General features: G+C 69.8%; 17 protein-coding genes. 10 read left to right on the top strand and 7 right to left on the bottom strand.

Features of this window, described 5'->3' with window-relative positions; translation table 11 throughout:
* The first annotated feature begins 48 nt into the window (after positions 1 to 48).
* From AX669_RS05535 to AX669_RS05550, 4 genes are all read left to right on the top strand, one after another.
* Positions 49 to 1,386, top strand: a complete 1,338-nt coding sequence (locus AX669_RS05535; protein ID WP_082740616.1) for a glycosyltransferase 87 family protein — start codon at positions 49 to 51, stop codon at positions 1,384 to 1,386.
* 256 nt (positions 1,387 to 1,642) lie between these two features.
* Positions 1,643 to 2,125, top strand: a complete 483-nt coding sequence (locus tag AX669_RS05540) for a hypothetical protein (protein ID WP_160126187.1) — start codon at positions 1,643 to 1,645, stop codon at positions 2,123 to 2,125.
* 242 nt (positions 2,126 to 2,367) lie between these two features.
* On the top strand, positions 2,368 to 2,757 hold the full coding sequence (locus AX669_RS05545; protein ID WP_131940690.1) for an RNA-binding S4 domain-containing protein: 390 nt from the start codon (positions 2,368 to 2,370) through the stop codon (positions 2,755 to 2,757).
* A 179-nt stretch (positions 2,758 to 2,936) separates the two neighbouring features.
* Complete coding sequence (locus AX669_RS05550; RefSeq protein ID WP_131940692.1) at positions 2,937 to 3,917, top strand: endonuclease/exonuclease/phosphatase family protein; 981 nt, start codon at positions 2,937 to 2,939, stop codon at positions 3,915 to 3,917.
* Positions 3,918 to 4,007: 90 nt separating this feature from the next.
* On the opposite strand, the gene AX669_RS05555 is transcribed toward AX669_RS05550, so the two are convergent.
* Entirely contained in the window at positions 4,008 to 6,593 is a 2,586-nt protein-coding gene (locus AX669_RS05555; protein WP_160126188.1) for an ATP-binding cassette domain-containing protein, read from the bottom strand.
* Positions 6,594 to 6,684: 91 nt separating this feature from the next.
* Positions 6,685 to 7,605 carry an FHA domain-containing protein gene (locus tag AX669_RS05560; RefSeq protein WP_062257110.1) on the bottom strand — a complete coding sequence of 307 codons (921 nt, stop codon included), beginning with the start codon at positions 7,603 to 7,605 and terminating at the stop codon, positions 6,685 to 6,687.
* 224 nt (positions 7,606 to 7,829) lie between these two features.
* Between AX669_RS05560 and AX669_RS05565 the strand changes: the two genes are divergently transcribed.
* Entirely contained in the window at positions 7,830 to 9,287 is a 1,458-nt protein-coding gene (locus AX669_RS05565; RefSeq protein WP_062257112.1) for an NAD(P)/FAD-dependent oxidoreductase, read from the top strand.
* A 67-nt stretch (positions 9,288 to 9,354) separates the two neighbouring features.
* On the opposite strand, the gene hisN is transcribed toward AX669_RS05565, so the two are convergent.
* From hisN to AX669_RS05585, 4 genes are all read right to left on the bottom strand, one after another.
* Positions 9,355 to 10,191 (bottom strand): histidinol-phosphatase, encoded by an 837-nt coding sequence (hisN, locus tag AX669_RS05570; protein WP_040014769.1) that lies wholly within the window; start codon positions 10,189 to 10,191, stop codon positions 9,355 to 9,357.
* 89 nt (positions 10,192 to 10,280) lie between these two features.
* Positions 10,281 to 11,360, bottom strand: coding sequence for a ribosome small subunit-dependent GTPase A (rsgA, locus tag AX669_RS05575; protein WP_006945866.1), 1,080 nt, complete (start codon positions 11,358 to 11,360; stop codon positions 10,281 to 10,283).
* Between the two features lies 1 nt (position 11,361).
* Positions 11,362 to 12,822, bottom strand: a complete 1,461-nt coding sequence (aroA, locus tag AX669_RS05580; RefSeq protein ID WP_231729431.1) for a 3-phosphoshikimate 1-carboxyvinyltransferase — start codon at positions 12,820 to 12,822, stop codon at positions 11,362 to 11,364.
* Positions 12,819 to 13,343, bottom strand: a complete 525-nt coding sequence (locus AX669_RS05585; protein ID WP_062257114.1) for a DoxX family membrane protein — start codon at positions 13,341 to 13,343, stop codon at positions 12,819 to 12,821. Before AX669_RS05585 ends, aroA begins: the two co-directional genes overlap by 4 nt.
* 442 nt (positions 13,344 to 13,785) lie before the next feature.
* On the opposite strand from AX669_RS05585, the gene AX669_RS05590 reads away from it, so the two are divergent.
* The 5 genes from AX669_RS05590 (at position 13,786) to rsrA (ending at position 17,725) form a co-directional block, all read left to right on the top strand.
* A complete protein-coding gene (locus tag AX669_RS05590; protein WP_156444935.1) occupies positions 13,786 to 14,778 on the top strand; it encodes a hypothetical protein in 993 nt (330 codons plus the stop codon).
* Positions 14,779 to 14,938: 160 nt separating this feature from the next.
* On the top strand, positions 14,939 to 15,784 hold the full coding sequence (locus tag AX669_RS05595) for an SOS response-associated peptidase (RefSeq protein WP_062257118.1): 846 nt from the start codon (positions 14,939 to 14,941) through the stop codon (positions 15,782 to 15,784).
* Positions 15,781 to 16,551, top strand: a complete 771-nt coding sequence (locus tag AX669_RS05600) for an alpha/beta family hydrolase (RefSeq protein WP_062257120.1) — start codon at positions 15,781 to 15,783, stop codon at positions 16,549 to 16,551. The genes AX669_RS05595 and AX669_RS05600 overlap by 4 nt, the downstream gene beginning before the upstream one ends.
* A 104-nt stretch (positions 16,552 to 16,655) precedes the next feature.
* On the top strand, positions 16,656 to 17,474 hold the full coding sequence (locus AX669_RS05605) for a sigma-70 family RNA polymerase sigma factor (RefSeq protein WP_207623455.1): 819 nt from the start codon (positions 16,656 to 16,658) through the stop codon (positions 17,472 to 17,474).
* On the top strand, positions 17,471 to 17,725 hold the full coding sequence (rsrA, locus tag AX669_RS05610; protein WP_062257123.1) for a mycothiol system anti-sigma-R factor: 255 nt from the start codon (positions 17,471 to 17,473) through the stop codon (positions 17,723 to 17,725). The genes AX669_RS05605 and rsrA overlap by 4 nt, the downstream gene beginning before the upstream one ends.
* Before the next feature lie 74 nt (positions 17,726 to 17,799).
* Here rsrA and AX669_RS14190 read toward each other — a convergent pair whose 3' ends face one another.
* On the bottom strand, positions 17,800 to 17,874 hold the full coding sequence (locus tag AX669_RS14190) for a 50S ribosomal protein bL37 (protein ID WP_369798754.1): 75 nt from the start codon (positions 17,872 to 17,874) through the stop codon (positions 17,800 to 17,802).
* Positions 17,875 to 17,963 lie beyond the last annotated feature (89 nt).

The raw sequence follows: 17,963 nt of genomic DNA on the forward strand, positions 1-17,963 counted from the left end.
TCTGATCTCAGAGGCGGCGGGCTTTTTTGTCGTGAGATCGTCGTGGTGATGACATCGAGTTCAGTGCGCCGACGGTGGCTCACTGTCGAGCAGGCCGGCCGCTCGAGGTGGCCGGACGAGGGGGAGTTCATGGGGCGTTCGTTTCGTCGCGAGGCGTGGCTCGTGTACCTGCTCGCCTGCGCGTTCGTGACCGTCAGCGCCATCCTGCAGCTGCGCTCCTGGAACTGGACGCTGTTCGACACTCGCATCTACCTCGACGCGACGACGAAGACGCTGAACGGCACAGCCGATCTGTACGAGGGCCGGTTCGGTGACGGCTGGCCGTTCACCTATCCGCCGTTCGCCGTCCTGGCCTTCGCGCCGCTCGCCGCATTGGCGCGGTCTGTCGCGACGGCGCTGCTGACGCTCGGCAGCCTCGTCGCACTGTTCCGCATCTGCTGGTTGCTCGCGGATCGCTCGATCGCACAGTGGAGGCTGGGGGAGCGAGCCCCGGCCCCCGGCTTGGCGACGGGAGCCCTCACGCCCCTCGCCGCCGCGGGTGGGGTGCTGCTAGCCGCGCGCTCGGACGCCGTCGGCGGCACGCTCGCCTTCGGCCAGATCAACCTCGTCATGGCCTGGTTCGTCGTCGAGGACTACCTCGGTCTCGGCCGCCGGCGCCTCGCGGGGGGTCGGCTGTCAGGCGTGCTCACCGGCCTGGCTGCGGGAGTCAAGGTGACGCCGGCGCTCGCCGCCGTCCCGCGCCTGTTCAGCCGCGACCACGCGAGCGCCCTGCGCGCGCTGGGGGCGGGCGTCGTCACCGTTGGCGTCTCGGCGATCGTGCTGCCGCACGAGGTCGTCACGTACTTCACGTCGGCGTTGTGGGACACGAGCCGGCCCGGCGCGCCGGAGAGTGAGTGGAACCAGTCGCTGTCGGGCCTCGTCGCGCGCGTCATGCACGACGTGTCGGGCGCCGGCCTCGTCCGCCTGCTCGTCATCGCGGCGGCGCTCGTCGCGGGGGTGTTCGTCACGGCCGCGCTGCTGCGTCGTGACGACGACGTGGGCGCGGTCCTGGTCATCTTCGTCACGACGGGCGCGGTCAGCCCGATCACCTGGTACCACCACCTCGTCCTCGTTCCGCTGTTCGCCGTGTGGGCGATCCTCGCGACGCGCGGTTGGGCCAAGGGGCTGTACCCGGCGATCGCGGCGCAGGCTTTCCTGCTCGGGCTCTGGGTGCTCACCGGGATGTACCAGAGCGTGCCGCGCGACAACGGAGCCGAACTGCACCACGACCCTCTCGAGACCTTCATCAGCGAGGCCGTCCCGGTGCTCAGCCTGACGATCCTCCTGACGCTCGCCGCCGCGATCGCGCGCAGCAGACGGGCAACAGAGCCGCACCCGACGCGTTGACGTCGTCCGGTCGCCGGCCGATTCACCGGCATGCCACCTGCTCGCGGCTCGAACCTGAGCCATCGTGTGAGCTCGACGCCCGCGGTGCCTGCGAAGGGCTTCGGGATGCCCGTGCCCACGAGCGCGGCTGCGGCGACCTCCGACGACGCGATGCTCGCCCGGGCCATCAAGCACGGGACGGCGGGGAAACGACGCGACATCGCCGGAAGCATCGGTGTCACCTACCCGGCGGCCGCCGCGTTCCTCGGCACGACGTGTGACAGGGGCCACGGCTATGCCGGGGTGGGTCGTCAACTTCGCGAACACGCCGGCGCGGTGGAACGTCACCCTCGACGGGGTCGGCTACGCGGGCGCTCAGGTTCGGCCCGCGAGCCATGACTATGGCGCACTCGGGGTGCCGGACGGGCGCCACACACTCGCGTTCGTCGACCCCCGCACCGGCGCGGTCGCTGCGAAGATCGCGACGGACCTGCACTGCGGTACTCCGGCCGGCGGTACACCCACGTCCGGATGGTCACCGACCGGGCCGGTCGAGGACGGTTCGATTCCGGCGACCCACCCGAGCTCGACGCTGCTGCCACCTGCGAGGCGCCCCAGCCAGACGCCTCCGGGCGTCGGCCCGGTCGTCGAGACCGACCACGTATCGAGCGATCGCGACCCGGGCGCGCTGGTCGTGTCGTTCCCCGGTGCGGCGGGTGCACTGCTGAGCGCGACGCGCCGCCTGCGCCGCGCCCGATGAGCGGCGAGCGACGAGCGCGATCAGCGACGAGCACGGGGGCAGGTGCTCAGGGTCGAGACGCCACGATGCGCGCCCGGTCGTAGGACGATGCCGCGGGCGAGCCCAACGCAGGATGGCGACGAACTCACAGGGAAGCAGCGTATGACGTGCCTCCCTGTGAGTCAGTCGCCATCCGGCTGGGCGCCGCGAGATCTGCGAGCCGGCCCAGCGTCGGTGCAGGGAGGTGGCTTACCCTGGCGCCCATGAGCATGACGTCGGGGGTGGAGGGCAGCGTCCGCATCGATGCCTGGTTGTGGGCTGTCCGGTTGTACAAGACCCGCTCGGCGGCGACGACCGCGTGTCGCGCCGGGCACGTCCGCATGAACGGTGCGACCGTCAAGCCGTCGACGAGCGTGACGGTGGGCGCCGATCTCCGCGTGCGGCAGCAGGGCTTCGACCGCATCGTGCATGTCACGGGCCTGGTCAAGAAGCGCGTCGGGGCGCCCGTCGCGGCGCAGTGCTACGTCGAGTCGACGCCGCCGCGCCAGCGCGAGACCATCCCGCAGATCCCGGTGCGTGACCGCGGCGCTGGGCGTCCGACGAAGAAAGACCGCCGTGAGATGGAGCGCCTGCGTCACGGGGGAGCGCGGTGAGTGATCAGGGTGCGCAGGCCGACGGTGATCAGTGCGCCGGAGGGCATGCCGGCAACTCACCTGCGTTGACCACGGTGAACGCGGTCGATGATCAAGAGAAGGGCGGCTCGAGCTGGCCAAGGGCACGATTCGGGCGAAGCGCCGTCGAGGATCGGTCGGGAAGCAAGTCGAAACGCTGGGTGACGAGGCCCGCAGGCCGCGTTCGTCGCGTGCTCGGTGTCGTCATCGCGCTCGCGTGCCTGCTCACTGCCGCGCTGTGCGCTCTCATGTGGTGCGACGTGCTCATCGGTAACGTCGTGCCCGTTCTGCAGGCGCTCACGCCGGTCTGGGTGCTGATCGCCGCGGTGATGCTCGTCGCGGCGGTGCTCGTACGCCGGCGCGCGGCGCTCCTCGCGGCGCTTCCCATGCTCGTCGCCGCAACGGCGGCAGGCGTGGCACTCGCGCAGCATCCGAGCCCGCCGTCGTCGGTGCAGCATGCTGCCGGCCAGCGGCACCTGCGTGTCCTCGCGCTCAACCTCGAGTTCGGAGGCGCTGACGCAGGCGCCGTCGCCGCTGAGGTCGCCCGGGTGCGCCCGGACGTCGTCGTCATGCCCGAGACAACGGCCGTGAAGCTGCGCCTGCTCGACGCCGCGGGTCTGGGTGGGCGGCTGCCGTACCGCGCCTCGGGGCTCGTCGACGACGGCTCACGCGGCACGGCCGTCCTGTCGCGCTACCCGCTGCACACGCTTGACGACGGCCGCCACCTCGGCCCCTACGATCTGCAGATGCCGATCGTGACGGTCGCAGCACCCGGCGCCGATGTCACCGTGCACGGCGTGCACACCTACCCGCCGCTGCAGGACGGCGCGAACCACTGGCGCCCGCAGCTCGAGGCGCTGGGACGCTGGCAACGCGGCGAGAACGCGCCGCACCTCGTCATGGCGGGCGATTTCAACGCCTCGACGGCGCACCCGGCGTTCCGGCATCTCGCGGATGGACTCATCGACGCCTTTCCCGCCCAGCATGGCAACTGGCCGCCGACGTGGCCGCAGGACGCCGTCGTGCCGCCGTTCGCCCAGATCGACCACATCCTCACGCGTGGTTTCGTGCCCGTCGATGCGGGCACCTTCACCGTCCCCGGCACTGATCATGCCGGCGTGTGGAGCGACCTGCGCTACTGACGGAACACTCCCTGACGAACATCGCTCGGAAACGCGTCGTGGCTGACGCGTTTCCGGGCGATGTTCGAGGACTCGTGAGCCCGGCGGGCCTCACATGCTCTTGCGGCGGCGCGAGCTCCACCAGGCGATGGTCGTGCCGACCACGAAGATGGCGATCAGCGCGGCCGCGGCGATGAGCCAGTGGTCGGTGTCCCGCACCCAGAACGGATCCCACGAGCGGGAACGGCCGGGGATCGTCATGCTCGTCTTGACGTCGGCGGTCTGGGCACCCATGGCCAGGCCCCAGCGGCTCGGGAAGATGCTGCCGAGGCCGCGCATGAGCTGGCTGTCGAGATCGAACAGCCCACCCGAGAAGACCAGCGCGCCCATGATGACGATGACGAGCATCGGCATGACCTGCTCGTTCGTCTTCGCGAAGCTCGACAACGCGAGGCCGATCGCGACAGCCGCGAGCCCCGTCAGGAAGGCGAGGACGAACGTCTCGAGCGTCGTGTTGGCGAGCGCGACGGGGGCGGTCGGCGCGCCCTTGCCCGCGATGACGAGCAGGACGAGGATGGCGCACTGCACCGCGACGAGCAGCCCGTACGTGACGACCTTGCTGCCGATGTAGGCGAAGGGTGACAGTCCGACGGCCTTCTCCCGCAAGAAGATCGGGCGCTCGGCGACGAGTTCGCGGATGGTGGCGGCCAACCCCATGAAGACCGATCCCATGACGATGAGCGTCATGATCTGGGTTCCTTCAGCCCGCAGCGTCACCTTGCCGGGGTCGCCCCCGTTGGCGATGAGTTCCTGCTCGAAGAAGACCGTCTTCAGCCCGTGCGTGCCCGGTACGAGCATCGCCAGGCCCGCGAGGGCGATGGGGAGCAGCAGCATGAAGGCGACGAAGCCGCGGTCGGCCGCGATGACCCTGAACTGGCGTCGGATGAGCGTCGACAGCTGACGAAAGATCGACTGCTGACGCGGTGGCACGTCCCGCTGCGACGACGCGGACGGGCGCGGCGCGCTCAGGGGAGCGGACACCTGGCTGTCCATCATCGCCGAGGAGCGGAACACGTCCTGCGAGCGCTGCGGGTCGTCGGTGACGGTGTTGAACACATCGGCGTGATCGCTCGCCGAGAAGTAGGGCAGCATCTCGTCGGGCGGGCCGAAGTAGGCGACCCGTCCGCCCGGTGCGAGCATGAGCACCCGGTCGCACACGCCGAGGCTCGCGACGTTGTGCGTGATGACGACGACGGTGCGGCCGCCGTCGGCGAGGCCGCGCAGCGTCAGCATGACGCGCTTGTCGAGGCCCGGGTCGAGGCCGGAGGTCGGTTCGTCGAGGAAGAGCAGCGACGGGCGCGTCAGCAGCTCGAGGGCAACGGATGTGCGTTTGCGTTGGCCACCGGACAGGCGTGAGACCTGGGTGGTGGCGTGCTCCGTCAGCCCCAGTTCGTCGATGACCTCCTCGACGCGGGCCTCGCGCGACTCACGATCGAGGTCGGCGGGGAAGCGCAGCTCGGCCGCGTACCGCAGGGCCTGACGGACCGTCAGCTCGGGGTGGACGACGTCGTCCTGCGGGACGACGCCGATACGGTGGCGCAGATCCTCGTAGTTGTCGTAGAGGTCTCGTCCGTCGTAGTAGACCTCGCCCTCGGTAGCCTTCTGGGCACCGATGAGGGCCTTGAGCAGCGTCGACTTGCCCGCACCCGAGGGGCCGATGACGGCGACGAGGCTCGATCCTTCGAGGCCGAAACTGACGTCGTCGAGCAGCTTCTTGCCGTCGGGCAGCGAGAACGACAGGTGGTTGGCGACGAAGGTGACGTCACCTTCGTCCTCGCTCGCGACGAGACGCCCGTTCTTCAACGTGAATCGGGTGTGGCCGACGGCGAGCAGGTCGTCCTCGCGCAAGGTGCCGCGGGTGATGCGCGCACCGTTGATGTAGGTGCCGTTGCTGCTGCCGAGATCCTCGACGGCGAAGCTGTCGCCCTGCGGCACGAGGCGGGCGTGACGCCGGCTCGCGAGCAGGTCGCGCACGACGATCTCGTTCTCGGTGCCGCGACCGATGGTGATGGTGCCCGACGGCAGGGCCATGGCCTGCGGGACGGCGCCCTGGACGGTCAGGCGGCCGGTGGGTTCGGGCTCGAGCTGCCCGGTCCATCCCTGGAACACGTCGCCGCTCGCACGTCGCTCGGCGGGGGCCTGCGGGGGGCGGGGCAGCCGGATCGGGCCGGTCTTCAGGCTCGAACCGGTCGTGGCGTCGGGCGTGGGCGCAGCGCTCGAAGCGCCGCTGCTGCGACGCGGCATCGGCACGGAGATCGAGGTTGCCTCAGGCGGGGCCTGTGACGGGCTCGCGCCGTTCGGGTCGACACTGCGCGCGACCTGCTCACCTGCTGGGGTGGAACTTCGCGAGAACTGGACTCGCGTCCCACGGGGCCCGCCGAGTCGGACGTCCTCACCACCGCGCAGATCGCGGTAACCGTGCACGCGCTGGCCGTCGACCCAGGTGCCGTTCGAGCTGTCGAGGTCACGCACCTGCCATCCCTCGCCCTGCGCGCTCACCTGAGCGTGGCGTCGTGAGACGTCGACGTCGACGATCGTGATGTCGCAGTCGCGGCCGCGGCCGATCGTCGCGCTCTCACCTGGTTGCAACCGCACGACGTGCCCGTCGACCTGCACCGTCAGTTCTTGTATTCCCACGCTTCCCTCCCGGAGCGTTCCAGCGCCCACGGGCGCTGCTGTGGTCGATGTCCAGGTTGGATCGCGGCCGGTCCGGACGGGTGTTCGCGGCTCAGACCGAGACGAGCCAGCCGTCGCGCACCTCGAAGGTGGAGGCGCCGATGCCGATGCGGTCGCCTTCGTGCAGCAATGTCTGCTCGACGCGGCGCCCGTTGACGAACGTGCCGTTGCGCGACCCGAGATCGCGCAGCAGCAGACCCTCATCCTCCGCCGTGATGACGACGTGTCGGCGCGAGACGAGCATGTCGTCGAGCACGATGCTGTTGCTGCGGCTGCGGCCGATCGTCAGCGAGTCCTCCGGCAGATCGTCGTTCTGGCCGACGACCTGAGGCGGCGCCGACTCGTACCCGCTCGAGGAGTACCCGTTCGACGGGGGAGCCGACGCATAGCCCCCAGACGGAGGTGCGGACGGGTAACCACCCGACGGAGGTGCCGACGGGTAGCCGTTCGACGGGCTCGCCGCCTGCGCGTCGGCTGCCGGCGCGGGCACGGCTCCGACGGGTGAGGCACCCCCGCGGGGTGCCTGGTCGGCGTCGCCGTCGGCCTGGTCGTGGCGCGGCGACTCGGATGCACCGTCAGCGGGGTCGGAGCCCACCGCGTGAGGCGCCGAGGGCGCCGCGTGCTGACCTGCATCGCCGGGCGCAGGCCGCCCGGCGGGCTGCTGTTCGCCTGCCCACCCCACGGGCGTGGCGGCGGGCTGGGCGTCGTTCCACGGGTTGCCGAGCTGCCCGGGAGCGGCCGGGCCGACGCCCTGCTCGTCGGCCGAGCTCGCGTCCGTCTGTCGCGCATCCCTCTGCTGCGGCGCGGCCGGGGCATCGCCCGACGAACGGCCACCGGTGGCCGGAGCGTCAGCCTGCGCGGCGGGCGCGTCGAGCTGGGCATCTGGTCGCGGCCCGGCCCACGCCGGCTGCGCGGTGCCCGTGGCGGGCGCGTTCCACTGGATGGGGTACGGCTCGCGGCCTCGTTCGCTCATCGTCCACTCCGTTCGCGGCGCGGGGCGCCGTCCGGTCCTACGTCGATCCGTCGTTGTCATCCGGGTGTCGGCCCGCCGATGTCGGTGGTCGGGCGCGCCCGTGTCATGGGGCAGCCTACCGGCCGCGACACACCCATGGGTGGGCGTCGGGAATGAGTAAGCTGGGGGCAGCGTCCAAGCGTGATCGGGCCAGGCGACACGCACGCGAGATCTGCGAGGAATCCATGGGTATTGCACACAAGAGCGCCACGCGCCACCGCGTCGTCATCATCGGCTCCGGCTTCGGCGGTCTGTTCGCCGCGACCCAGTTCAAGGACGAGGACGTCGACGTCGTCCTCATCTCCTCGACGACGCATCACCTGTTCCAGCCGCTGCTGTACCAGGTTGCGACCGGCATCCTCAGCGAGGGCGTCATCGCCCCGAGCACGCGCGAGGTGCTCAAGAAGGTCAAGAACGTCGAGGTCTTCCTGGGCACGGTCAGCGACATCGACGTCGAGAACAAGCGCGTCTTCGCGCAACTGCTCGACTCGACCCAGACGTACGACTACGACTCGCTCATCGTCGCGGCCGGCGCGGGGCAGTCGTACTTCGGCAACGACCACTTCGCCGAGTTCGCGCCCGGCATGAAGAGCATCGACGACGCGCTCGAGCTGCGAGGTCGCATCTTCGGTGCCTTCGAGACAGCGGAACTGGCCGCGGCCGCCGGTGAGTGGGACGACGTGCGCACGCTGCTGACGTTCGTCGTCGTCGGGGCCGGCCCGACGGGCGTCGAGATGGCCGGGCAGATCAGCGAACTCGCCAACCGCACCCTCGCCGAGGACTTCCGCCACATCAACCCCAAGGACGCGCGCATCGTCCTCGTCGATGCGGCGCCGCAGGTGTTGCCGCCGTTCGGCAAGAACCTCGGCGAGAAGGCGAAGAAGCAGCTCGAGAGCATGGGCGTCGAGGTGCTGCTCGGGCAGATGGTGACGAATGTCGACGCCACGGGCATCGAGATGAAGACGCAGGACGGCACCGTCACCCGCATCGACTCCGCGTGCAAGGTGTGGGCCGCAGGCGTCGCCGCGAGCCCGCTCGGCAAGCTGCTCGGTGACAAGACGGGCGCCGAGGTCGACCGCGCCGGGCGCGTCGCCGTGCAGCCCGACCTGACGCTGCCCGGCCACCCGGAGATCTTCGTCGTCGGCGACATGATGAGCCTCGACAAGCTGCCCGGCGTCGCGCAGGTGGCGATCCAGGGCGGAAAGTTCGCGGCCAAGTCGATCCTCGCGGGCGTCAAGGGTGAGCCGGCCCCGGCGAAGTTCAAGTACTTCGACAAGGGCTCGATGGCGACGATCTCCCGTTTTTCGGCCGTGACGAAGGTGGGCCGCCTCGAGACGGAGGGGTTCATCGCGTGGCTCATGTGGCTCGGCGTTCACCTCGTCTACATCATCGGCTTCAAGTCGCGCCTGTCGACGATGCTGAGCTGGGCCGTCGCGTTCGCGAGCGACAGCCGCGACGAGCGCACCACCACGGAGCAGCAGGTCCACGCGCGTCTCGCGATCGCCGAACTCGGGGAGAAGTACCACCCGAGCGTCGAGGTGCCCGGCCTGCTCGAGCTGTCGAAGGGCAGCGCGCAGCTCGAAGCCGCTGACGGTGCGGACGCGCCGGCGCTCGAGAAGCAGTCTGAGACGCCGAAGGCCTGATTCCGGTCGCACGAATCCGTGCGATGCGCGACGGCGCCCCGCTCACGCGAGCGGGGCGCCGTCGTCGTCACTCGCCCGGGATGAGGGACGGCGCGGGGGAGTCGTCGCCGAGACGAGCGAGCACCTCGTCGTGGAGCAGGCCGTTCGTCGAGACGCCGTTGCCGCTCCAGCAGCCGGGGCGTCCGTCGAGGCCGGTGAAGCGGCCGCCCGCCTCGGTGACGATGGGCACGAGCGCCGCCATGTCGTAGTCCTCGAGCTCCGGTTCGGGCGCGATGTCGACGCTTCCCTGCGCGACGAGCATGTGCGAGAAGAAGTCGCCGTAGGCGCGTGAACGCCAGCATTCCTTCGACAGGCGGAACAGGTCCATGTCCTTGCCACGTTCGGCCCAGCCGTTGAACGAGGAATAGCTGAGAGAGGCGTCCGCCAGCCTGTCGACCTTCGAGACGCTGATCGACGTCGCGCTCGTGAGGCTGCGTCCGGTCCACGCGCCGGTGCCCTGCGCGGCCCACCAGCGGCGGTGCAGTGCGGGTGCGGCGACGAGACCGACGACGGGCGTGCCCGCGTCGACGAGGGCGATGAGGGTCGCCCAGACGGGCACACCGCGCACGTAGTTCTTCGTCCCGTCGATGGGGTCGATGATCCACAGCCGATCGGCGTCGCCGCTCGTGCCGAATTCCTCACCCTTGATGGCGTCGCGCGGGCGCGCGCGCTTGAGGTTCTCGCGGATGACGCGTTCGGCCTCGCGGTCGGCCTCCGTCACGGGGGTGAGGTCGGGTTTCGACTCGACCTGCAGGTCGGCGGCGCCGAAGCGCGACATCGTGATCTCTTCGACCGAGTCGGCGAGGACGTGGGCCAGGCGCAGGTCGTCGTGGTACGGGCTGGGGTCGCGCAGGGTGTCGCTCATTGCGCCCACGCTACCGGCTCGCCGGCACCGCGAGCACGCGGTGGCGGGGTAGGCGAGTGAGTGCTCACTCGTCTACCCCGCGGTCGGGTTCAGCGTCGCTCGAGGTGCTCGTCCTTGTCGGGCACGTGGCGCGAGCGCAGCAGACGACGCAACGACGCCAGGCGCGCCGGGCCCGTCGTGCCGGCGTGACCCGCGGCGACGTAGGCGTCGAGCGCGCAGTCTGCCTCGTCGTGCGAGCAGCCGCGTGGGCATTCGGCAGTGCCGGGGGCGAGCTCAGGGAAGTGGTCGACGATCGTCGTCGGGTCGATGTGTGCGAGGCCGAACGAACGAATGCCGGGGGTGTCGATGATCCAGCCGCCCTCCGGCCCGGGAAGTTCGAGGGCGATCGCCGACGTCGAGGTGTGGCGCCCGCGTCCCGTCACGTCGTTGACGTGGCCGGTCGTGCGCGCGGCATCCGGAACGAGGGCGTTGACGAGTGTCGACTTGCCGACGCCGGAGTGCCCGACGAGGACGCTGACACGCCCGGCGAGGCGGGCGCGCAGGTCGTCGAGACCGTCGAGGTCACGGGCGACACGACCACCGGACGCGATCAGCTCGTCCCGTTGGGCGTCGCTCAGCTCGTGCGCCGACGTGACGCTGTGCGGCACGTCGAGGTCGGCGTAGTTCGCGAGGAACGGCGCCGGGTCGCCAAGGTCGGCCTTCGTCAGCGCGAGCAGCGGGTCGAGCCCCGCGTCGTAGGCGGCGACGAGGCAGCGGTCGATGAGGCCGGTCCGCGGCTCGGGGTTCGCGACCGCCGTCACCATGACGAGCTGGTCGGCGTTCGCGACGATGACGCGCTCGTACGGGTCGGTGTCGTCGGCGGTGCGGCGCAGCACGCTCGAGCGTTCCTCGACGCGCACGATGCGCGCGAGCGAGCCCTCGTGACCGCTCGTGTCGCCGACGAGCGCAACACGGTCACCGACGACGATGGGCGTGCGCGTCAGCTCGCGGGCGCGCATCGCCGTGATCTGCCGTCCGTCGAGCAGGACCGACCAGCGGCCGCGGTCGACACCCGTCACCATGCCGATGACGGCGTCGGCGTGCTTGGGGCGATCCTTCGTGCGGGGCCGAGATCCCTTGCGGTTGGGGCGCACGCGCACGTCGGACTCACTCCAGTTGCGACTCGCCATCTCAGACCGTCCGCTGCAGCGCCGGCTCGTGCGCCGCACTCGTGCCGTCGAGCAGCGCCTCCCACCGCCGGTCGAAGTGCGGCAGCGTCTTGGCGGTCGTGCCGACGTTCTCGACGACGATGCCGTCAACGACGAGCCCGACGACCGCAGCCGCCATCGCCATGCGGTGATCGTCGTACGTGTGGAACAGCCCGCCGTGCAGCACTTCTCGCGGCACCGGGGTGATGACAAGACCGTCCTCGGTCTCGTGCACCTGCGCCCCGATCGCCGTGAACTCGCGCGAGAGCGCCGCGAGTCGATCGGTCTCGTGGCCGCGGATGTGGGCGACGCCGCGGATGCGGCTGCCACCGTCGGCGAGCGCGCACAGGGCGACGACGACGGGCGTCAGCTCGGACGCTTCGGTGAGGTCGACGTCGATGCCCCGCAGACGACCGCTTTCGGGGCCGCGCACACGCAGACCGTCACGATCGAGCGTCACCTTGCAGCCCATGCGCTCGAGAACGCCACGGATGTGATCGCCCGGCTGCGTCGTGAACGTCGGCCAGTCGGCCATGAACACCTCGCCACCCGTGACGGCGGCCGCCGCGAGGAAGGGGGCAGCGTTCGACAGGTCGGGCTCGACCATGACGTCGAGCGCGCGGATGTCGCTGGGTTCGACGCTCCACGCGTAGCTGCCGCGCCCGTCGGCGTCGACGTCGTCACCGACCTCGATGACGACGCCCGCGTCACGCAGCACCTCGACCGTCATGTCGATGTGGGGGATGCTCGGCAGCGTTGCGCCGGTGTGGACGATCGTCACGCCCTCGTCGAAGCGCGCGCCGGAGAGCAGCAGTGCGGAGACGAACTGCGAACTCGTCGAGGCGTTGACCTCGACGCGCCCGCCCGTGACGGCTCCGGTGCCGTGGACGGTGAACGGCAGTGCGCGGCGGCTGTCGTCGTCGATGCGGACGCCGAGGTCGGCGAGGGCCTGCAGGACAGGACCCATGGGGCGATTGCGGGCGTGCTCGTCGCCGTCGAAGGCGACCGGCCCGTCCGCGAGGGCGGCGACCGGCGGGAGGAAGCGCATGACGGTGCCGGCGAGGCCGCAGTCGACCTGTGCGGGGCCCCGAAAGGGTGCAGGAGTGACGTGCCAGTCGTCGCCCTCGGGGGAGTCTCCGGGCACGTCCTCGACCTGGACGCCCATCGCGCGCAGTGCTTGCGCCATGAGGAGGGTGTCGCGCGAGCGCAACGGCGCCCGCAGGAGAGAGTCGTCGTCGGCGAGGGCGGCGAGGACGAGGTAGCGGTTCGTCAGGGACTTCGAGCCGGGGACGCTGAACGCGCCGACGACCGGCCGGTCCGCGCGAGGTGCGGGCCAGTCGCTCGTCGGGTTCGCGGAAGCGGCGCTCGTCGCGGCGGTGGTCGTCATGTCGGAGTTCTTCATGTCGAGGCCCGCTGCGCGAGCGCTCGTACTGCCGGAGGTCATGAGGGCAGCTTGCTCCCGGCGACGGCGGCCATGAGCTTGGCCTCGCGACGAGCCGTCTTCGCGGCGCGCTTGGCCTCACGGCGCGTGACGTCGACGCCGTGCGAGGTACGCCAGGCGAGGCCCGGCTTGCCCGCGGTGTCGGCGGCGGCGAGCAGCACGCCACCGACGATGGCAGCAGTGCGGAAGAAGTTGGACTGCTTGCGTGCCTTCACCTCCGGGTCCTTCTCGGCCCAGAACGCCTCGTGCATGTAGGCGTTCGCGCCGACCGTCGGTGCGAGCAGAGCCGCGGACAGGCGCGGGAACTTGCCGAGCGCGAGGGCGGTGCCGGCGGCACCCATGAGCGCGCCCTGGCCCTTGACGATCATCTCGGGGTCGTTCGGCACCTTGCTGCCGCTCTCGCGGCTGACGAACTCGACGAACGGCGCGGCCTCGGCGGCCTGCGACTTCGTGTTGGTGAACGCCTTGGCCGCCTCGTTGAGGAAGTAGCTGGCGAGCGCGGTACGCGCGATGCGACGGATCATGGTTCCTCCTCCTGTGAAGGTCGGCGTCGATCGTCGACGCCTTGGCCTCCCACGTTAGTCGGCGCCACCGACAACATGCGAGCCCTGTACTGCCACCGGCCGCCCGGCTGCGGACTCACTCCAACGCTGTGGGGCAGTGGGCGCGGTCCATCCTGGCCGATCCGTGGGCGAACTCGCAGATGGAGTTGCCCGATCGGCCCCCGCAGAGCCGCGTGGGGGCCGACTAACATGATGTCTCGTCGTGGACGCGACCGTCCTCGCATCCAGGGGCAGGGAGATGCACACGATGGCAAGACTTCGAACCGTCACCATCGATGACAGGGACCCCTTCGGAGAATGGGACCTGACAGAAGAGTCTCTCCGAACCGCTTATGTCGCGGCCGGTCACGTCACGAAGGCCTTGGGCGCGCTTGCCACTCCTCTCACCGGCCGGAGGGCGTACATGGCTGCCGACCTGACGGGTTCTGATCGGGCGATGAAGGCCGGGCTGAGTGACATGACCCTGTCGACCGAGCCATCGGCCCCGTCCTACTTGAGCCAGATGATCGACGCCATCAAGGGGATGGCCTTCGAGGACACGACGGAGTTCGAAAGGATTCTCGCGGGAGTCGATCAACGTTCCTTCCGTAGGGAGCTCCCCGTCAGGAAGAGCCGGGCGATCCGCGAGGCAAAGCTGATTCATACCATCGTCGTGGATAGCGGAGTGGGATACACCCTGGCCGTGAGTCACGCGAATGGCCGTTCCCTCTACGTCGTTCCTCATGACGAGGCTTCCCCCACCATCGCCATGGGGATCGCACGCTCCATCTACGTCGACGATTCAGGTCCGTCGTTCGAAGTGAGGGGGAAGTTCAAGCCGGCACCGTCTTTCGACACTGCGGGGAGGCGTTGTGTGATTCCGGATGCTTTCTTCTTGACGAATCACGTGAGCCGAGCCGCTTCACGTCGGTGCGATGCGCATGACCGCAGCGGCGCCACGCTCGTGGGGGGTGCAGCGCGCGTCAATGATGCGGTCCGGGCGATGAACCCAGCGCACCCGCGCTTCGCGGCGCATTTCACGCACCCCATCTACGACGACCCCGCAGATGAATGGTCTCCGTTCGGCAGTGACGGGGCCGCCGGTGTGCTTGCGGAGTGGGAGAGCCGTCGGGACGAGCTGACGTCCTCCACGCGCTTGCGAGAGATGTACGACACGGACGAAGAATGGCGGGAGTCGGCCGCCGCGATCGGCACGTCGCCCCTCGATGCAGTTGACGAAGCGACCTGGGTGGTGGCGAGAGCATTCACGCTGCTGCGTCTGACCGGCCAGATCGACGAGGGCGGCAAGGTCGCTGCTCTGCGTGGTCTTGATCGATTTCTGCTCGAGACGGACGGTGCAGACGAATACCTCCAGCAAAAGCGTGACCTGCAGTCGTGGCGCAGCGGGCGCGCCTGAGACCCGGGCGTGCCAGACGGGCAGGGGCAGCGCCGGGGGCCCGAAAGCCGGTTGCGCTCGGTGAAGTGATGGAGGCACGACGGGCGGCGAATGGTCGCTTTCTTCACCGGAGCCGGGCAAGACTGGGTGAGACGACGACCTCTCCTCTTAGGCTTGGCCCATGTGCGGCAGATACGCAGCCAGTGCGAGCACGGGTGAGTTGGTCGAGGAGTTCGAGGTCGACGTCGACGCGACGGGCGAGCAGACGCGGTCGCTGCTCGCGTCGCCGCAGAACCCGCCTGTCGGTGAGCCCGACTACAACATGGCGCCGACGAAGCAGGCGCCCGTCGTCCTGACCCGTCCCGAGCGGCTCGACGACGGCTCGCGCGGCGAGGCGAAGCGTCAGCTGCGTCACCTCACGTGGGGGCTCGTGCCCTCGTGGTCGAAGGACACCAAGGGTGGCGTGCGCATGATCAACGCGCGCGCTGAGACGTTGCTCGAGAAACCGTCGTTCGCGAAGGCCGCCCGCGTGCGTCGCTGCCTCGTGCCCGCGTCGGGTTGGTACGAGTGGCAGCTGTCACCGACGGCGCTCGACGCCAAGGGCAAACCGCGCAAGCAGCCGTTCTACATGCGCCGCGTCGACGGCACGGACGTCGCATTCGCCGGCCTCTACGAGTTTTGGTGCGATCGTTCGCTGCCCGACGGCGACCCGGCCGCGTGGCTGACGACGTTCGCCATCATCACGACGAGCGCGGGGCAGGGCCTCGACCGCATCCACGATCGCCAGCCCCTCGCGCTCGAACGCGAGCAATGGGCCGAGTGGCTCGACCCGACGCTGACCGACGACGCCGACGTCGCGACGTTCCTCACGCCCGGCGATTCGAGCCCCTTCGAGGCCTACCCCGTCTCACGCGCGGTGAGTTCGAACCGGACGAACGGCCCAGGCCTCATCGAACCCGCGCCCGAATCCGACCTCGTGGGCGTCGTCGACCCCGCGACCGGCGAGATCATCGGGGCCGAGAAGTGACCGCCGAACCACGTCCCTCCCGGTCTGTCGCGCCGGAACGAGCGCACCGCGTTCTTGACATCGAGACGGACGCCGGGTCGGCACGCGCCTACGTCATCGATCCCGTCGGTGGTCGCGCGAACACGGAGGTGAAGAACTCCGAGTCCTCGAGTACCGAGTCTGCGAACGCTGAGACTGCGGCGGTCACGACGACCGGCAAACACCAGCCCGTCGGAACACTCGTCCTCGGACACGGCGCCGGCAAGGGCACGAACACGCCCGACCTGTGGGGCTTGCTCCACCTCGCCGATGACGGGTGGCGTGTCGTCCTCGTCGACCAGCCCTGGGTGCTCGCGGGCCGCAAGATCGCCACGCCCCCGAAGACCCTCGACGAGGGTTGGCGCGCCGTCGTGAGTCACTTGCGCGAGGCGGGCGAGATCACGGGCCGCTTCGTGCAGGGTGGTCGTTCGGCCGGTGCCCGCGTCGCGTGCCGCACCGCCGTCGAGACGGGCGCTGACGCCGTCGTCGCGCTGGCTTTTCCGCTCGCGCCGCCGGGCAAGGCGGACGACCCGTCGAAATGGCGCACGGACGAGGCGCAAGCCGTGCTCGATGCGGTCGTTCCCCTGCTCGTCGTGCAAGGCGCCACGGACACCTTCGGCGGCCCCGACGCGATCCGCGCCGCGCTGCCCGGCGCCGACGTCGCCGCCGTCGCGGGCCCGCACGGATTCAGCAAGCAGCCGCAGGATGTCGTCGACGCCGTGCGCAGGTGGCTGGCCGCCGCGTCCTGACTCATATCGAGTGCGGGGCGGGGAATAGCGCAGCCCACTCATCGTGTTGACGACGGCGAATCAGAAAGCCCACGAGGGCCATTCGAACGTCGAAAGTGAGCACGATGCTGGTAGCACCCGTGGTTCCGGTCGAACCGTCCGCGCTGAGCCTCACCACCGGTTTCGGTGGCGCGGGCACGCGCGCGTCTCGTGTCGCGCCGCACCCCGCGCTAGGGTTGAGCGCGATGACAGACAACACGACGGTCGACGCCCTCGGCGCGCCGCAGCCAGACGGCGGCGCGGCGCCACGCAGCGTCACCGATTCCAAGGATTTCGACCCGAGTACCGAGACCCCGGCCGAGCGGGCCGCGCGCTTCGAGCGTGACGCGATGCCGTACCTCGATCAGCTCTACAGCGCCGCCCTGCGCACGACGCGCAACCCGAGCGACGCCGAGGATCTCGTGCAGGAGACGTTCGCGAAGGCGTTCGCAGCCTTCCACCAGTACAAGCCGGGCACGAACCTCAAGGCGTGGCTGTACCGCATCCAGACGAACACGTACATCAACTCTTACCGCAAGAAGCAGCGTCAGCCGCTCGAGTCCGACGCCGCCGAGGTGGAGGACTACCAGCTCGCGCGGGCCGAGGCGCACTCGTCGACGGGGTTGAAGTCGGCCGAGAACGAAGCGCTCGATCACCTGCCCGACAGCGACATCAAGAAGGCGCTGCAGGCCTTGCCGGAGGACTTCCGTCTCGCGGTGTACTACGCCGACGTCGAGGGTTTCCCCTACAAGGAGATCGCCAAGATCATGGACACGCCGATCGGCACCGTGATGTCGCGCCTGCACCGCGGACGCAAGCTGCTGCGTGAACAACTCGAGGACTACGCGCGTGGGCGCGGCTTCCTCAAGGGTGAGGCGGACACCGCGAAGGGGGCGAAGAAATGAGCGACAAGTGCCCCGAGTACGTCGATCGTCTCTACGCCTACATCGACGGTGAGCTGACGGCCGAGCAGTACGAGGAGATCAAGGCTCACCTGCTCGACTGCCCCCCGTGTTTGACGGAGTACGAGCGCGACATGCTGCTCAAGAAGCTCATCAAGCGCGCTTGCGCCTGTGAGCAGGCGCCGGAGCAACTGCGCTCGTCGATCCTCACGCGCATCACCTACGAGCGCACCGAGGTGGGCTACGAGGCCTGACGCCGAACCGAGCATGACGAAGGCCGACCATCCCGTGAGGGTGGTCGGCCTTCGTTCGCGTCTGCGGCAGATGCTCAGGCGTTGGGCTTCTTGCCGTGGTTCGCGCCCTTGCCCTTGCGGCTGCGACGCTTGCGTGCGCGCTTGCTCATGGTCTTGCTCCCTGGTTCGGGGTCTTCCCCCCGGTACGTCGGGGGCCAACCTCCCCATTCTGTCACATCGCGCTCGTGCCCCCTGCGGG

Source organism: Dermacoccus sp. CCH2-D9 (assembly GCF_001556795.1).
GTDB classification, from domain to species: Bacteria; Actinomycetota; Actinomycetes; order Actinomycetales; family Dermatophilaceae; genus Dermacoccus; species Dermacoccus nishinomiyaensis.

Excerpts from the sequence above, each read along its gene's own strand:
- AX669_RS05535 (WP_082740616.1), top strand. The coding sequence starts at position 49 with ATGACATCGAGTTCAGTGCGCCGACGGTGGCTCACTGTCGAGCAGGCC.
- AX669_RS05545 (WP_131940690.1), top strand. The coding sequence starts at position 2,368 with ATGAGCATGACGTCGGGGGTGGAGGGCAGCGTCCGCATCGATGCCTGG.
- AX669_RS05560 (WP_062257110.1), bottom strand. The coding sequence starts at position 7,605 with ATGAGCGAACGAGGCCGCGAGCCGTACCCCATCCAGTGGAACGCGCCC.
- AX669_RS05565 (WP_062257112.1), top strand. The coding sequence starts at position 7,830 with ATGGGTATTGCACACAAGAGCGCCACGCGCCACCGCGTCGTCATCATC.
- hisN (WP_040014769.1), bottom strand. The coding sequence starts at position 10,191 with ATGAGCGACACCCTGCGCGACCCCAGCCCGTACCACGACGACCTGCGC.
- rsgA (WP_006945866.1), bottom strand. The coding sequence starts at position 11,360 with ATGGCGAGTCGCAACTGGAGTGAGTCCGACGTGCGCGTGCGCCCCAAC.
- aroA (WP_231729431.1), bottom strand. The coding sequence starts at position 12,822 with ATGACCTCCGGCAGTACGAGCGCTCGCGCAGCGGGCCTCGACATGAAG.
- AX669_RS05585 (WP_062257114.1), bottom strand. The coding sequence starts at position 13,343 with ATGATCCGTCGCATCGCGCGTACCGCGCTCGCCAGCTACTTCCTCAAC.
- AX669_RS05590 (WP_156444935.1), top strand. The coding sequence starts at position 13,786 with ATGGCTGCCGACCTGACGGGTTCTGATCGGGCGATGAAGGCCGGGCTG.
- AX669_RS05595 (WP_062257118.1), top strand. The coding sequence starts at position 14,939 with ATGTGCGGCAGATACGCAGCCAGTGCGAGCACGGGTGAGTTGGTCGAG.
- AX669_RS05605 (WP_207623455.1), top strand. The coding sequence starts at position 16,656 with ATGCTGGTAGCACCCGTGGTTCCGGTCGAACCGTCCGCGCTGAGCCTC.
- rsrA (WP_062257123.1), top strand. The coding sequence starts at position 17,471 with ATGAGCGACAAGTGCCCCGAGTACGTCGATCGTCTCTACGCCTACATC.